Source organism: Kribbella sp. NPDC026596 (assembly GCF_040638415.1).
GTDB lineage: Bacteria > Actinomycetota > Actinomycetes > Propionibacteriales > Kribbellaceae > Kribbella.
Genome location: NZ_JBEZYF010000019.1, coordinates 126,398 through 141,740 on the forward strand (window position 1 = coordinate 126,398; position 15,343 = coordinate 141,740).

Below are 15,343 nucleotides of genomic sequence, written 5' to 3' on the forward strand. Positions count from 1 at the left end.
TTCAGCGGAGGGGGTAGCGCTGGAGGTGGCGGACCGGGTTTGGGGTGGTTGTTAGCGGACGGGGCCGGTGATCAGCTCGATGTCGGCCTTGTGGGACTGGCCGGATTGGTCTGTCCAGCCGACCTCTACCTTGTCGCCGGGGTGCTGGTTGTTCAGCAGGGCCGACAGGCTGTCCGGGGAGTCGACGGTGTGACCGGCGAAGGAGGTGATCACGTCACCGGCCGTGATGCCGGCGTCGTCCGCCTTGCCGTCGGCGACCACGTCGCCGACTACCGCGCCGGTGACGCCTTCGGTGGTGACGACCGAGATGCCGAGCATCGCGGACGCTCCGATGTGCACCGTGTCGGACGCCTTGCCGTTCTCGATCTGCTTGGCGATGTCGAGTGCCTCGTTGATCGGGATCGCGTAGCCCTCCGTCGTCGTCCCGCTCCCGTTTCCGGAGCCGTTCCCTTCGCCGGAACCATTGCCCGAGCCGTCGCCGAAGCCGTTGCCGGAACCATTCCCGGATCCATCGCCGAAGCCGTTACCCGACCCGTTCCCGGATCCGTCGCCGAAGCCGTTCCCGTTACCCGACCCGTCGCCGAAGCCGGAGCCGTCGCCGGGGAAGCCGCTGCCGTTCCCGGAGCCGTCGCCGAAGCCGTCACCGTTGCCGGTGCCGTTGCCGGAGGCCGTCAGGGTCGCGGTGGCGGTGGAGCCGGTGGTCGCGGCGGTCTGGCCGGGGCGGCCGGGGCCGCCGTTGTTGCCGGTGGATCCGGCGGTGTCGACGCCGATCACCTCGCCGGCCGCGTTAGCCAGCGGGCCGCCGGAGTCGCCGGCCTGAATGTTCGCGTCGGTCTGGATCAGGCCGGTGAGGTTCTCCGGGTCCTGCCCGCTCTCGTCGGTCGCGGTGATCGACTGGTTCAGCCCGGTCACCTTGCCGGCCGCGTAGCTCGGCGTACCGCCGACGCCACCCGCGTTGCCGATCCCGACCACCTGGTCCCCGAGCTTGACGTCGTCGGAGTCACCCGTCTTCGCGGTCTCGAGCCCGGACGCGTCCTTCAGCTTCAGTACGGCGATGTCGTGCTGCTCGTCGTACCCGACCACGCCCGCGGTGTACGTCTTCCCGTTGCCGATGTCGGTCACGGTGATCGACGTCGCACCTTCGATGACGTGGTGGTTCGTCAGGACTTCGCCGTCGGAGGTGAGGACGATCCCAGTACCCGCCGCCCGCGCGCCTTCGTATCCGAGCACGGTGTTCACGTCGACCAGGCCGGGCGACACCTTCGCCGCCACCGAGGCCGCGTCGAACTGCTGCTGGGAGAGCTGCGAGCTACTCCCGCCACTGCGCTGGTCGATGCCCCAGGCAAGCGATCCGGCTACGACCACTGCCGCGAGCCCGAGCGCTCCCGCACCCAGCAACCGCCGTCCGCGCTTCCGCGGCGCCGGCGGCGGCCCGAACGGGTGCGGCGGATACCCACCGTACGGCGGCTGTCCACCAAACTGCCCGCCGTAATACGGCGCCTGCTGCTGCCCACCGGCGTACGGCGCTGACTGCTGCTGCCCACCCAGGTACGGCCCCGACTGCGGCCCGCCCACGTACGGCGCCGGCTGCTGCGGTCCGCCAGGGTTCGGAGCCGGCTGCGGCCCGCCCGTGTAGGGGGCCGGCTGCTGCGGGCCGGGGTACTGGGGACCGGACTGCGGGGCTCCCGCTTGCCACGGTGCCTGCGGCTGCGCGCCAGACTGCTGCGCGCCGGCCTGCCCCGGACCCACCGACTGCTGCAGGTTCTGCGGGTGCGGACCTGCTTGTTGCGGGGCAGCGTTCTGTCCCGGTTCTTGCGTAGGCCCTTGTGCAGCTTCCTGCCGTCCAGTGCCGTCGTTCATTGCGGTTGCCCTCCTCAGCCCAGTTCCCTCTGCTTTCGAGTAGAGCTCGCGAGGCTGAGAACTCCATCGGGCCAGCCAATGAATCAGCTGAGAATCTTCTGCACCGCCATCACCACCGCCCGGCGCCGCACGATCACGTTCGGCAGATCGAGGCCGTACTCCGGGTTCATCGACGACCAGCTGGTCGCGATCGCCTGGATCAGCGAGAGCAGACTGACCGCGGTGAACTGCCGCGGCACCACCCGCCGCCGCTGGCTGCGGTGCAGCTCATCGAGGCGGCTCTGGTTCACCGCGAGGATCGCCTCCAACGGCTCGCCCTCCGGCCGCTCGAGCCGGTACCAGATCGACAACCGCAGGCGATCGGGATGCGCCTCGAAGTAGTCGAACACCCGCCCGGCATAGGCCGGAAGATCGTCCGCATCGAACCCGACCTCGTCCAGGTACGCCTCAACGGACGCCGTGAACACCGCATCGAACAGCGCGTCCTTGTTGCCGTAGTACGCATAGAGCATCGCCTTGTTACAGCCGGCCACCTCGGCGATCCGGCTCACCCGCGCGCCGGCGATCCCGCGGGCGGCGAACTCCTCGGTGGCGGCCTCGAGGATGCGCGTTCTGGTCCGATCTGCGTTCCGCTGCTGCATGCCTTCAGTCTACCAACCAACCGGTTAGTTGATTTCCAACCAACCGGTTGGTTAACTAGTGGTGTATCCAACCGTTTGGTTAGTTAGGAATGATCATGAGCAAGATCTGGCTGATCACCGGCAGTTCCCGCGGGCTCGGCCGCGCCCTCACCGAGGCCGTCCTGGCCGCCGGAGACCGGGTCGTCGCCACCGCGCGCAAGCCCGAGCAGCTCGACGACCTGGTCGAGCGGTACGGCGAACAGATCCGGGCGATCCCCCTCGACGTCACCGACGCAGCCGCCGCGCGCGCCGCCGTGCAGACCGCGCTGGACGCATTCGGCGGTCTAGACGTGGTCGCGAACAACGCCGGCTATGCGAACAGCGCGCCGATCGAAGAGACCACCGACGCGGACTTCCGGGCACAACTGGAGACGAACCTGTTCGGCGTCGTCAACGTCACCAAGGCCGCACTCCCGGCGTTCCGCGAGCGCAAGGCCGGGCACTTCCTGCAGTTCTCGTCGATCGGCGGCCGGGTCGGCGGGACGCCGGGAATGGGTGCCTACCAGACCGCGAAGTTCGCCGTCGAAGGGTTCTCGGAGGTGCTGAACAACGAGGTGAAGCCGTTCGGCGTCAAGGTGACGATCGTCGAGCCGGGCGCCTTCCGGACCGACTGGGGTGGCTCGTCGATGACGATCGCCGCCGTGCACCCCGACTACGACGAGACCGTCGGCGCGATGAACCGCTACCGCCTCGAGACCGACGGCACCCAGGCCGGCGACCCGGCCAAGGCCGCCCGCGCCATCCTCGACGTCGTCGCTCTCGACAACCCACCTCTCCGCCTGCTGCTCGGCAAAGACGCCCTCACCCACGCCGACCGAGCCTCCCGGTCCCGCGCCGAAGAAGCCACGACCTGGGCCCACCTCACCACATCGACCGACTTCGACTGATCAGACGCTCTGTGTCTACACTGTAGATATGATCTACAGTGTAGACACCTCAGCGACCCGGCTGCATGTCGAGCGGACCGGCGAAGGGCCGGCCGTCGTCCTCGTCCCAGGTGGGGGCGGAGACGCCGCGATGTACCGGGACCTGGTGCGGGAGCTGGCCCCGCGGTTCACGGTCATCACCTTCGACCGCCGGGGCAACTCCCGCAGCACCTGGAAAAGCAAACAACCCGCTGCGCCCAAAGGGCGAGGCCGGCCGGCCGGGACGCAGGTGATGGCCGGGCATGACGCCGGACTGGTCGCGCAGGGGCGGGATGTGGTGGCGATTTTGGACGACGCTGGGATCGAGCGGGCGTTCGTGTTCGGGAACAGCGCCGGCGCGCTCGTCACGCTCGGGCTGCTCACGGAGCACGCCGATCGCATCGCCGCCGCCGTGGTGCACGAGCCGCCGATCATCCAGGTGCTGCCGGACGCGGCCGAGCGGGCGGCGTACTTCGACGACCTGGGTCGGATCGCCGAGCGCGAGGGCTCGCTCCCCGCCATGCTGAAGTTCGCAGCAGGCACGATGGACAAGCCGACCAAACTGTTCGACGCAAGAGCCGGCCGCGCGATCGGCGCGGCCGGCGTCAGGCTGGCGAATCGGCTGGCCCCCAAGAACGAGATGAATCGGCTGTTCGGGAACGCCGACATCCTGATGCGGTCCGAGATGCCGGCCTTCGTCCGCTACCAGCCGGACCTCGCCGCCTTGCGTCGAACGCCCGTACGGTGGGCGTTCGGCGTCGGCGAGGACAGCGAAGGCCGGTACTACAGTCGCCCCGCACGACAGTTGAGTGCGGAGCTCGGCATACCGTGTCTGGAGTTTCCGGGCGGTCATCTCGGCTATCAGCGCTACGCACCAGAGTTCGCCCGCCGGTTGGAGGACTTCATCGATGGCTGATCGCACCCCGCCGACGCGGACCGTGCTCAACCGCGAGTACATCGCGACGGTCGCGCTCGATCTGATCGATCGAATCGGGCTGGCCAAGTTCTCGATGCGCAAGCTCGGCGCCGAGCTCGGCGCGGACCCGATGGCCGCCTACCGCCACTACGCCGACCAGGAAGACCTGTACGACGGCATCGCCGAGCTCCTGTTCGACCGCCTGGACACCGACTCCTTGCCCTGGGCAAAGGGTTGGCGGCAGGTGTCGGCGACGTACTGCGAACGTCTTCGCGACACCCTGCTCGAACATCCGCACGCCGTCACGCTGTTCGCCTCCCGCCCGGTCCGCTCCCCCGCCGCGATTGCCACCGGCAACCGCATGATCGAGACCCTGACCGCCGACGGCTTCCCGCCGGCCGACGCGCTGCGGATCAGCCGATCCCTTCGTGAGTTCACCATCGGCCACGCCCTCACCATGGCCGTCCTCACCCTCGGCACCGAGCACCGCAGCCGCAAGCCGGCGCCCACCGATCCCGCCTACAACCTGCTCGCCGAGGCGGCCGACGGCGCCACACCAGGCGACCACTTCCACCCCGGCCTGCAGGCCATGCTCGACGGATTCAGCGCAGATCGCGGAAGAACTCGCGGACGTCGGTGATCAGGAGTTCCGGCTCCTCCAGAGCCGCGAAGTGGCCGCCGTGGTCGACATCGGTCCAGCGCGTGATCGTGTTGTCCCGCTCGGCGTACCGGCGGATGCAGACGTCGTGGGCGAACGCCAGGACCGCGGTCGGCACTCCGGAGTTCTCGAGCTGGGTCCCCCACGGCGCCTGCTGGGCGTACCCGACGTACGCCGCTGAGCCCGCGGTGCCGGTGAGCCAGTAGATCATCACGTTGGTGAGCAGCCGGTCCCTGCTGATGATTGCCTCAGGCAAGGTTTCGAGCGGATATGTCCAGGCGCGGAACTTGTCCATGATCCAGGCCAGCTGACCGACCGGGGAGTCCACCAGTCCGTAGGCCACCGTCTGCGGCCTGGTCGACTGGATCGAGATGTAGCCGAACTCCTCCTGCAGGAACCGGCCGATCCGGGCGATCCGGTCCTGCTCGAGCGGAGTCAATGTCGCAAGCTCCTCCTCCGGCAGCGGGAACGGTGGCAGCGAAGGCCCGCCGTTGGTGTGGACGCCGACGACCTTGTCCCGGGCAGCGCGCGCCACGGCTGGCGACACGGCCCCACCGATGTCACCACCTTGCACGCCGTACCGTTCGTAGCCGAGCTGCTCCATCAGCACGGCCCACACCTCACCGACCCGCTCCCTGCCCCATCCGCTCTTCGACACCGGACCGGAGAACCCGAACCCGGGCAGCGACGGAATCACCAGATGGAACGCGTCCGCGGCGTCGCCGCCGTGCGCGACCGGGTCGGTGAGCGGCCCGATCAGATCCAGGAACTCGACGATCGACCCCGGCCACCCGTGCGTCAGCACCAGCGGCAGCGCGTCGGGCTCCGGCGACTTCACGTGCAGGAAGTGGATCCGCTGACCGTCGATCTCGGTCGTGAACTGCGGATACGCGTTGAGCTCAGCCTCCGCGGCCCGCCAGTCGTACTTCGTCCGCCAGTAGTCCACCAGCTCGGCCAACCAGGAGACCGGTACGCCGGTGTCCCAGTCGTCACCGGGCAGCGGCGCGGGGAGGCGGGCTCCGGCCAGCTTGGCCGCCAGGCCGTCGAGGGTGCTCTGCGGAATGTCGATGCTGAAGGACTTGATCATGTCTCGACTCTGCCACCTGGTTAGGACAGCTTCGGTCCTAACCAGGTGACAGAATCAGAAGCATGTTGGAAACGTCCGCGAGGCTGCTCAAACTGCTGTCGCTCCTGCAGTCGCCGAGAGACTGGAGTGGCGCCGCGCTCGCCGCCGAGCTCGGTGTCGGAGTCCGCACCGTCCGCCGGGACGTCGAGAAGCTGCGCAACCTCGGCTATCCGGTCGACGCCGTACCAGGACTGGCCGGCTACCGGCTCGGTGCCGGAGCGGCCCTGCCACCGCTGCTGCTGGACGACGAGGAGGCAGTGGCGGTCGCGATCGGCTTGCGAGCGGCCGCGACCGGCAGCGTGACCGGCATCGAGGAGTCGTCGGTCCGGGCCTTGACCAAGCTCGAACAGGTCCTGCCGTCCCGGCTGCGGCATCGCGTCAAGCTGCTCCAAGACGTCGCCGTGACCCCGGCCGGCGGGCCGTCGGTGCAGCCGGACGTGCTGCTGGCGGTCGCCGCCGCCTCTCGCGATCACCAGCGCCTGCGCTTCGACTACCGCAACCACGACGGTACGGCGACCACCCGTACGACGGAGCCGCACCGACTCGTGCACATGGGCCGGCGCTGGTACCTGGTGGCCTGGGATCTCGACCGCGACGACTGGCGCACGTTCCGGCTGGATCGACTGGAGCCCCGGATCCCGACCGGGCCGCGCTTCACTCCCCGCGAGGTGCCGGACCAGGACCGGACCGAGCGCGGGATCGCGTCCGGCGGCTACCGCTATCAGGCGCGCTTCCTGGTCCAGGCGTCGGCCGAGCAGCTCACCGATCGCTTCGCGGCCAGCGTCGCGACGGTGACTCCGGTCGACGTGTCGACGACCCTGGTCGAGGCCGGCAGCAACTCGCTCGACGAACTCGCCCTCCACCTCGGGTTGCTCGGATACCCGTTCGAGGTCCAGTCGCCGCCGGAACTGATCGACCATGTCCAGGCGCTGGCGACGCGCTTGGCTGCCTCGGTCGGGCCGAGTTGAGCGGTAGCGTTCAGTCATGTTGCTCGCGGGGGTGGAGGATCGGTACGTCGAGACAGTCCTCGGCCGGATCCGGTTGCGGGTCGGCGGCTCGGGGCCGGCGATGCTGTTCTGGCCGAGCTTGCTGATGGACGGCACCCTGTGGTCCGGGCAGGTCGCGCACTTCATCGATCGTTTCCAGGTCGTGCTCGTCGATCCGCCAGGGCACGGTGGCAGCACACCACTGACCGGGCCGTTCACCTTCGAGCAGTGCGCCGACGTGATCCTCGCGATCGCCGACGACCTCGGGGCCGAGCGACTGCATGTCATCGGCAACAGCTGGGGCGGGATGATCGGCGGCACGTTCGCCGCCCTGCACCCGGACCGGACCGGCATCGCCGTACTGATGAACGCGACCGCCTCGCCGGCCGGCCTCCGGCAGAAGTTCGAGTACGGCGTACTCACGCGGACGGCGAGGCTCCTCGGCGGGATCCGCGGACCCCTCACCGGACCGGTGCGGGACGCGTTCCTCGGGCCGACCGCCAAACGCGAGAAGCCGGAGGTCGTTGCCACGGTCAACGATCTCGCCGGCCGGGTGGACATCGGCTCCGGGCGGCACGCCGTCACCAGTGTGGTCCCCCGGCGGCCCGACCAACGCGAGCTCTTCCAAAGGATCCGCACCCCGGTCCTGGTCGTCGCCGGCGCCGAGGACACCACGTTCGGAGTCGACGAGACCGAAGAGATGGCGGACTCGATCCCCGGCGCGCGGTTCGTCGTACTGGAACAGTCCGCCCACCTGGCCGCGCTCGAGTCCCCCACCGAGGTGAACGCCCTGATCGACGACTTCCTCGCCGATCAGGGCGATTCATGAGGGTCAGTGGTTGCTGACGACGGCCCCGGTCTTCGGGTCCAGGATCAGCTTCTTGCTGCTCGGGTGCTGCCGGAAGTCGAACATGCCGGTCAGGCTGCCGGCGCGCTGGTCGAACGAGTGGTCGCCGATCTGGCCGGTCCGCCAGTTGTCCTCGATGAACTTCAGGATCGAGCTCTGGTCGGTCAGCGTGTGGTCGACGTGATTGCGCTTCGCGTACGGCGAGACCACCAGCAGCGGCAGGCGCGGGCCGTAACCGCACCGGTCGGCGTAGCCGCCGGACACCGGAGCCTTGCCGCACAGCGCCGACTGGTCCAGTGCGGCGTCGTTGGAGCCGTTCACGGTCGGCGGCGTGACGTGGTCGTACCAGCCGTCGGAGTCGTCGTAGGCCAGGACGACCGCGGTCGACGACCACTCCTTGGACTTCTGCAGCTGGTTGATCTCCTTGACGATGAACGCCTGCTCGTCCAGCGGGTCGGAGTACCCGGCGTGACCGTCCTGGTACTCGCCGGCCTTCAGGAAGCTGACCGCCGGCAGGTTGTTCGCCGCCAGCGCCGCGTCGAAGTCCGACGTGTCGTACTGGTGGTTGGCCTGGTCGGTGTAGCCGATGGTCTTCACCGAGCTCGGCGGCAGGTGCTTCGGGTTCGCCGTCGACTGGTAGTACATGAACGGCTCGTGGTGCGGGCTGTAGTCCTGGGCCGCGATGCCGCCGACGTTGGGGTGCGTGGCGCCGCAGACTGCCTTGCCGTTGGCGGAACCGGTCGGCTTGAAGCCGCCCTGGAACCAGCCCCAGGTGACGTGCTTCTGGTTCAGCAGGTCACCGATGTTCTGGCCGTGCACAGCGGCCAGGTTGTTCGTCGACTTGCCGTTGTTGTTGGAGCAGTCGTCGTAGAACGGGTCGGGGTCGTTGGTGATGGTGCCGATCCCGTTCTTGTCCGGCGACTGCACCGCGTACGCGTCGGTCGTCGGCTGACCGGTCTTCGGGTCCATCGCCTGGGCGCCGTGGGTCTGACCGGAGATCAGGTTCAGCGCACCCGGGGTGGACGGGCCGTACACCGTGTCGAACGAGTTGTCGCTCAGCGCGTAGTGCTGGGCGTAGTTCCACATCGCGGTGACGGTGTTGCCGTCGTAGTAGTCCATCACCAGGCCCGGCTCGCCGAACAGCACCGGCTGGCCGGTGCACTTGTCCGTCTCGGTGTTCTCGACGAACTTGTCGTCCTTGCCGCCGTTGACGGCCTTCTGCTCCGGACCGTAGCCATGGTTCTGGTCGCAGGTCAGCGCCTGCGAGGGCGCCAGCCGCTTCGGGTCGTAGGCGTTCGGGTTCTTCGTCAGCAGCTTCTTGGACAGCCCGTTCACCTTGGGCGTGTGCCGGTCCGCCGTGAACGGCGTGCCGTTCTCGTTGGTGGCGTTCGGGTACGTGCCGAAGTAGTGGTCGAACGAGATGTTCTCGCCGAAGATCACCACCACATGCTTGATCGGCGTGGCCGGGTCGGCCGGCCGATACGAATAAGCGGCGTTGGCCACCTGATGGGTGTCGCCGCCGCTGCTACAGCCGGCCAGCAACAGTCCAGTCGCGGCCACAGCGGCCGTGGCTGCGACACGGAGTCTTGCACGCATGCCTTCTCCTCTTGAGTTACTCATGCCAGCAACGACCGCCCGAAGTGGTCGTTGCCGTCCCGAACACCGGGAAGCGCGAAGAAATAGCCGCCGCCGACCGGCCGGATGTAGTCGACGAGGGGCTCGTCGATCAGCCGGGTCTGCACGGCCTCGAACTGCCGGGCGACGTCCTGCTGGTAGCAGCAGAACAGCAGCCCCATGTCCAGGTCCCCGATCGAGTCGGTGCCCTTGTCGTAGTTGTAGCCGCGGCGCAGGAACTGGCTGGCCGCGGTGCCCGCGGTACGGGGGTTGGCCATCCGGATGTGGCTGGTCAGCGGGATCGCGCCGCCGGTCGGATCGGCCGGGTAGTCGGGGATATCGGTCTCGCGGTTGCCGTCCAGCGGCGCACCGGAGTCCCGCCGCCGGCCGAACATGTTCTCCTGCTCGCCGACCGACACCCGGTCCCAGAACTCGACCAGCATCCGGATCTGGCGCAGCACCTGGTAGCTGCCGCCCGCGGTCCAGGCCGGCTCGCCGTTACCTTGTCCCACCCACACGAGCTTGTCGTGGTCGGCCGGCGCCGGCTTGACGATGCCGTCCTTGAAGCCCATCAGGTTGCGCTGCGTGCCGGACGGCCGTGGCGGGCTCTGGAAGCCGTCGACCCGCCAGCGCAGCTGCATCGCGCCGCGGGTGTGCCGGGCGATGTCGCGCAGCGCGTGCAGCACGGTGTCGGTCTCCGACGCGCACAGTTGCAGGCTCAGATCCCCGTGACACTGGCTCTCGTCCAGGCTGTCGTTCGGGAACTCCTTCATCGGCTTGAGCTTCGCCGGCTTGAGAGCCTTGAGCCCGTACCGGTCGTCGAACAGCGATGCCCCGGCGCCGACGGTGACCGTCAGGTCGTCGCCGGGCATACCCGGTCCGAGTACGCCGGAATCGGCCGGCGGAGCGGTGATACCCGGCGGCGGCAGTGCACCGCCCGCGGTGAGCAGTCGCGCCCGCTCGGTCAGCGTCTGGAACAGCTCGGTGAGCTCGCCCTTGTCCGCCGCGATCACGTCGAACGACGCGAAGATCGCCCGCTTCTGTTGATCGGTGGTGATGCCGGCCTGATGGACGCCGTGAAACGGCACAGAGGTCGTCGTCGCTGCATCAGCCGACAGCCCGGAGACCGCTGCGGCACTGGCACCGGTCACAGCCGCCGCGCCGGCACCGGTCACAGCCGCCGCGCCGGCACTGGCCAGCGCGCCACGCAGGAAGGATCGACGGCTGGTCATGAACCTCTCCGGACTTCGCAGATGGCGGCGACGGGGGCGAGCGTCTCCAGTAGTTCGCCGACCGCGCCGTCGAGCTGTTCGCGCGTGGTCCGGTTCAACCGGTCGACCGGGGTGTTCTCATGTGCGGTCAGCAGCGCGCGTACCCGGGCTTCCCACTTCTGCACCTGGGGCAGGTCGGGGTAGCGGGGCTTGAGCACCGGGTTCAGGATGGCCAGCACCTTCGCCGTACCGTCCAGGTTGGCCAGCGCGGTGTTCAGCGACGTACCGCTGCCTTGGTCGTTCTCGCCGGTCAGCTCGAACTGGAGGGCGTTCTCCATGATCTCGTGGGCGCGCAGCCCGAGATCGTTCGGATCCACCTGCTCGTTGGGCAGATCAGCCCGCAAGCTGTGGACGTTGGCGGCCAACTGGTCCGCGATCGGCTTCAGGCCGGCGGCGGACGCGTTGTGCCACAGGCCCCTTTCCAACGAGTGGAAGCCGGTATCGGATCCGTCGATCTTGTCGGCGAAGTCGCCGAACGCGTCGTACGCCGCACCGAGCGAGTTGTACGCCAGGTGCGCGCGCAGCCAGTCGGCCCGGGCAGCGGCCAGGTTGCCGGCGTCCACGTCGCCGCGCAGCTTGTCGGTCTTGACGGCCAGCCCGGCGACGCCGGCGGCGACCGCGGCCTCGTACTGCTTCACCGGCGGCAACATCTCGTTCTTGGTGACGGCCACCACGGCCGGGCCACCCTTGGCGTCGCCCGCGAGCGTGACACTCGGACCGGTGATGGCGTCGGTGTCCTCGATCAGGCAGCGGATCACGTACCGGCCGGCGCCGAGCTGCACGTCCATCGGCGCGCTCGTGTTCGGCCCCAGGCCCTCGACCTCGCCGTACACCTTGTTGCTGCTGAGCTCGACGAGGTCGACCTCGGCGGCCGCATCGCCGGTGTTGTGCACGATGATCGTCTGCCGACCGGTCTTCGCGTCGGTCCAGCCCTGGCCGCACTGGCTGCGGGACACAGTGATCTGGGGCGGGCCACTGGCCGCCTCAGCCGAGCCCGTCCAGGGCCGCCACACCGCCACTGCCACCACCGCGGCCACACCGACCAGAGCGATCGCCGCCGGCAGCGGACGGGGACTGCGCACGAGAGGTCGCTCCTGATGATCGGCAAATTTCCATTCGTGGGAAATATAAATCGCCGGTCACCGGGGTCGGGCAGTGTTGGCCCACTCGTCACGCAGTGTTCGTCTAGCGGCGGGAGGGGACCGGCGTGCGACTGAGGTCGGACGCGACCACGACCTCGCCGGAGAACTCGGCGGCGGCTTCGTCGTGGAAGCGCTCGGGCTCCAGATAGCGCTGGGAGAAATGCGTCAGCACCAGCTTCCGCACCCCGCATTCGGCCGCGACCCGAGCAGCCTGACGAGCGGTCAGGTGGCCGAAGCGACGGGCCAGCTCGGACTCCGACGAAAGGTACGTGGACTCGATCACGAGCAGGTCGGCATCATCGGCCAAGCGGAGCACGTTCTCGCACAGCCGGGTATCCATGATGAAGGCGAACCGCTGACCTCGACGAGGTTCGCTGACCTCCTCGATCCGCACCGTCCGGCCGTCGACCTCGAGCGAACCGGCCTGCTGGAGACGACCGATGGCTGGACCAACGATGCCGAGGGCAGCGAGTTTGTCCGGAAGCATCCGGCGACCGTCGGGCTCGATCAACTGGTAGCCGAACGTCTCGATCGGGTGTTCCAGCCGACGGGCCCAGAGCTGGCCGAAGGATCCGACCGAGAGCAACCCATCCTCCTCGACCGGCTCCTCCAGCAACTCGGCACGCTCGAAGAAGGATGCGGCGTACCGCAGGCGGCTGAAATAGGTCTGCCCGGACGCCGGGTAGTGCGCACGAACGGGATGCGGTACGTCGTCCAGCGACAGCCGCTGCACGATCCCCGGTACGCCGAGGCAGTGGTCACCGTGGAAATGCGTGACGCACAGCCGCGTGATCGCACCGGCCGCGATCCCGGCGTACAGCATCTGCCGCTGGGTGCCCTCACCCGGATCGAACAGGAAGCCCTCGTCGTCCCAGCGCAGGAAGTACCCGTTCTGCGTGCGTTCCCGGGACGGCACCTGACTGCCGGTGCCCAGCACAACCAGTTCACGCACGCGCCCAACAGTAGCTAACGCAGCGCTTGCTGGAACCCGAATAAGAACTGCTCGACCTCCACGGACGTCCAGATCAACGGCGGGCGGATCTTCAGGACTCCCCCGCCCGGCCCCGTGGTTCCGACCAGTACGCCGTTCTCCCGCAAGCGCTCGGCGAACTCAGCGGCATCCGGCATCTCCACCCCGACCATCAGCCCCTGACCGCGCACCGGCAACTCCGGCACCAGCGACTCCAAGCCGGCGCGCAACTGAGCACCGACCTCGCCCGAGCGCGCGACCAGACCGGTCTGCTCGATCACGTCCAGCACGGTCAGCGCCGCGACACAGGACACCGGGTTGCCTGCGAACGTACTGAAGAACTCGTCGACCGCCGCGAACTGCTCGGCGATCTCGCGCCGGGTGATCAGCGCCGCGACCGGATGACCGTTGCCCATCGGCTTCCCGAGCGTGACGAAGTCAGGTGTCAGCCCGAAGTCGAGGAACCGCCACAGGTTCCGCCCGCCCCGGCCGAAGCCCGCCTGAACCTCGTCGGCCAGGAAGAGCCCACCCTGCGCACGGGTCTCGTCCTGCAGGCCGCGCATGAACTCGCCGGTCGGGGTCAGGATCCCAGCACTGCTGAACACCGAATCGACCGCGAGCAGGTTCACGTCGTGACCGGTCCGGCGAAGCTCGTCGCCGGCCGACCGGGCCCGGCGAACCGCCTCCGCGCCGGTCGGCTGCCGTCCGTCCGCATCGAGTCGCGGTGCCTCGAAGGTGGCTACATGAGCCGGACGCGCCGACGGCGGGTAGGTGTTCGTCGACCAGGCCGCCGTGGCCTCACTGACACCGTGGTACGCGAGGTCCGCGACCACGACACCGGATCGGCCGGTGACGACGCGGGCCATCCGCCAGGCCAGGTCGTTGGCCTCGCTGCCCGAGTTGACGAAGACGCAGGTGTCCAGGCCATCGGGCATCGACGCCGTCAGCCGCTCGGCCAGCTCGATCGCGGCGGGGTGCAGGTACCGCGAATTGATGTTGAGTACGGCGGCCTGCCGCGAGATCGCCTGGACTACGGCCGGATGCGCGTGCCCGACCACGGGAACGTTGTTGTAGGCATCGAGATACCGGCGACCGTCGGCCGTGTACACCCACGGACCTTGGGCGCGGACCACCTGCAGCGGTGAACGGTAGAACAGCGGGGACAGGTCGCCACCAAGGACGGAGTTCCGTCGATCCAGCAAGGTCGGGTCGGGGGCGGTGGCGACGCGCGAGGTGCCGCAGCGGCGGTGGAAGCGACCGGCGAGCTCCGCCCGGTCGAGCTCGGCGAGCTCGTCGAGGATGCGCCAGCTGCCGACCACGAGACTGGTGAGGTACTCCTCGTTGTCGGGATAGAGCGGCGCGCGCCACGCCGAGATGAGCACGCTGGCGGCGGAGCGGGCCAGGACGAGCTCACCGATCAGTTCCACCTCGGCGGGCTCGAGCGGCAGCACCCGCTGGTAGCCGTCGAGGAAGCGGCCGGCGTCGGCCCACAGATCGTCGGACTCCCGCAGCAGCGACGTCAGGCTGATCGCGAGCTCGGCGACACGAGCAGTGTGGTGCATGTCGCCGAAGTCGATGACGCCCGTGATCCCGTCGTCCTGCAACAGCAGATTGCTCAACGTCACATCACCGTGCAGCGCGGATGCCGGGAGCTTGCGGGTGGCTTCGTCGAGGCCGGCGAAGCGATCGAGCAGGCGATGCATCGGGGCGCGTCGCCGTTCGTCCGGCAGGTGGTCGGCGTACGGACGCAGGTCGGCGACGTGGCGCGGGTCCCAGTCGAGCCTGCGGTACGCCGCCGGGTGCCCGAATCCCTGGAGCGCGAGGGTCAACCGGGCGCTGATCGAGCCGAAGTCGGCCGCGAACCAGCCCGGCAATGCGGTCAGGTCGGCCACCTCGCCAGGCAGGACCGTGATCACCCGCACCAGATGGGTGCGACCGTCCGCGGCTTTGACCGTGGTGACGGGTTCGCCGGTCGTGCTGGGGATCAGTCGTGGGATCGGCAGGTCCGGATCGACCGTGGCGACGTGGTCCATCGCGGCGCATTCCATCGCGATCTGAGCCGCGTCGTCTCCGGTGTTCGACACCTTGACCACGAGCCGCCGGCCGTCGGCCTCGGCGAGGAAGTTCCGGTCCCGCTCACTGCGCAGCTCGGTCACCACGGCGTCGAGACCGTACTCGGACCGCAGCAGCTGCGCCGCCGTACGAGCGTCAACCTCCGGCGGATCCTCGAGCATGCTCGCCGTCTGTCCACCGGTCTGTGTCATGGGGCCTCCCGGCCTGGACTGAGGAGTGGAGGGAGCGAAGCGACTGGAGCGACGAGGGAAGGCCGGGAGCCAAGGCCCCATGACCACGCCGGCGCCGTAGGGCG

Annotated in this window: 13 protein-coding genes; 5 read left to right on the plus strand and 8 right to left on the minus strand. The window is 68.8% G+C overall.

Annotation, left to right across the window (positions count from 1 at the left end):
* Positions 1-51: 51 nt before the first annotated feature.
* A complete protein-coding gene (locus AB0E63_RS18470) occupies positions 52-1,860 on the minus strand; it encodes a trypsin-like peptidase domain-containing protein (protein WP_360367046.1) in 1,809 nt (602 codons plus the stop codon).
* Between the two features lie 83 nt (positions 1,861-1,943).
* Positions 1,944-2,501, minus strand: a complete 558-nt coding sequence (locus AB0E63_RS18475; RefSeq protein ID WP_360367049.1) for a TetR family transcriptional regulator — start codon at positions 2,499-2,501, stop codon at positions 1,944-1,946.
* A gap of 95 nt (positions 2,502-2,596) precedes the next feature.
* On the opposite strand from AB0E63_RS18475, the gene AB0E63_RS18480 reads away from it, so the two are divergent.
* Genes AB0E63_RS18480 through AB0E63_RS18490 form a run of 3 tightly spaced genes read left to right on the plus strand, consistent with a single transcriptional unit; the run spans position 2,597 to position 5,001 of the window.
* The gene (locus tag AB0E63_RS18480) at positions 2,597-3,427 is read left to right on the plus strand and encodes an oxidoreductase (RefSeq protein ID WP_360367052.1); all 831 of its coding nucleotides are present in this window, start codon (positions 2,597-2,599) and stop codon (positions 3,425-3,427) included.
* A gap of 28 nt (positions 3,428-3,455) precedes the next feature.
* Entirely contained in the window at positions 3,456-4,361 is a 906-nt protein-coding gene (locus AB0E63_RS18485) for an alpha/beta hydrolase (protein WP_360367055.1), read from the plus strand.
* Positions 4,354-5,001, plus strand: a complete 648-nt coding sequence (locus AB0E63_RS18490) for a TetR/AcrR family transcriptional regulator C-terminal domain-containing protein (protein WP_360367058.1) — start codon at positions 4,354-4,356, stop codon at positions 4,999-5,001. The genes AB0E63_RS18485 and AB0E63_RS18490 overlap by 8 nt, the downstream gene beginning before the upstream one ends.
* Here AB0E63_RS18490 and AB0E63_RS18495 read toward each other — a convergent pair.
* Positions 4,964-6,106 carry an epoxide hydrolase family protein gene (locus tag AB0E63_RS18495; RefSeq protein WP_360367061.1) on the minus strand — a complete coding sequence of 381 codons (1,143 nt, stop codon included), beginning with the start codon at positions 6,104-6,106 and terminating at the stop codon, positions 4,964-4,966. The genes AB0E63_RS18490 and AB0E63_RS18495 overlap by 38 nt on opposite strands.
* 62 nt (positions 6,107-6,168) lie before the next feature.
* On the opposite strand from AB0E63_RS18495, the gene AB0E63_RS18500 reads away from it, so the two are divergent.
* Complete coding sequence (locus AB0E63_RS18500; RefSeq protein WP_360367064.1) at positions 6,169-7,113, plus strand: YafY family protein; 945 nt, start codon at positions 6,169-6,171, stop codon at positions 7,111-7,113.
* A gap of 16 nt (positions 7,114-7,129) precedes the next feature.
* The gene (locus AB0E63_RS18505) at positions 7,130-7,960 is read left to right on the plus strand and encodes an alpha/beta hydrolase (protein WP_360367067.1); all 831 of its coding nucleotides are present in this window, start codon (positions 7,130-7,132) and stop codon (positions 7,958-7,960) included.
* A gap of 3 nt (positions 7,961-7,963) precedes the next feature.
* Here AB0E63_RS18505 and AB0E63_RS18510 read toward each other — a convergent pair whose 3' ends face one another.
* The 5 genes from AB0E63_RS18510 to AB0E63_RS18530 all read right to left on the minus strand — a co-directional run bounded on the left by AB0E63_RS18510 (position 7,964) and on the right by AB0E63_RS18530 (position 15,239).
* Positions 7,964-9,574 carry an alkaline phosphatase family protein gene (locus AB0E63_RS18510; protein WP_360367070.1) on the minus strand — a complete coding sequence of 537 codons (1,611 nt, stop codon included), beginning with the start codon at positions 9,572-9,574 and terminating at the stop codon, positions 7,964-7,966.
* 20 nt (positions 9,575-9,594) lie between these two features.
* A complete protein-coding gene (efeB, locus tag AB0E63_RS18515) occupies positions 9,595-10,824 on the minus strand; it encodes an iron uptake transporter deferrochelatase/peroxidase subunit (RefSeq protein WP_360367073.1) in 1,230 nt (409 codons plus the stop codon).
* Complete coding sequence (locus AB0E63_RS18520) at positions 10,821-11,945, minus strand: EfeM/EfeO family lipoprotein (protein WP_360367076.1); 1,125 nt, start codon at positions 11,943-11,945, stop codon at positions 10,821-10,823. The genes efeB and AB0E63_RS18520 overlap by 4 nt, the downstream gene beginning before the upstream one ends.
* A gap of 103 nt (positions 11,946-12,048) precedes the next feature.
* Positions 12,049-12,957, minus strand: coding sequence for a ribonuclease Z (locus tag AB0E63_RS18525; RefSeq protein ID WP_360367079.1), 909 nt, complete (start codon positions 12,955-12,957; stop codon positions 12,049-12,051).
* Between the two features lie 14 nt (positions 12,958-12,971).
* Positions 12,972-15,239 (minus strand): aminotransferase class III-fold pyridoxal phosphate-dependent enzyme, encoded by a 2,268-nt coding sequence (locus AB0E63_RS18530; protein ID WP_360367081.1) that lies wholly within the window; start codon positions 15,237-15,239, stop codon positions 12,972-12,974.
* Positions 15,240-15,343 lie beyond the last annotated feature (104 nt).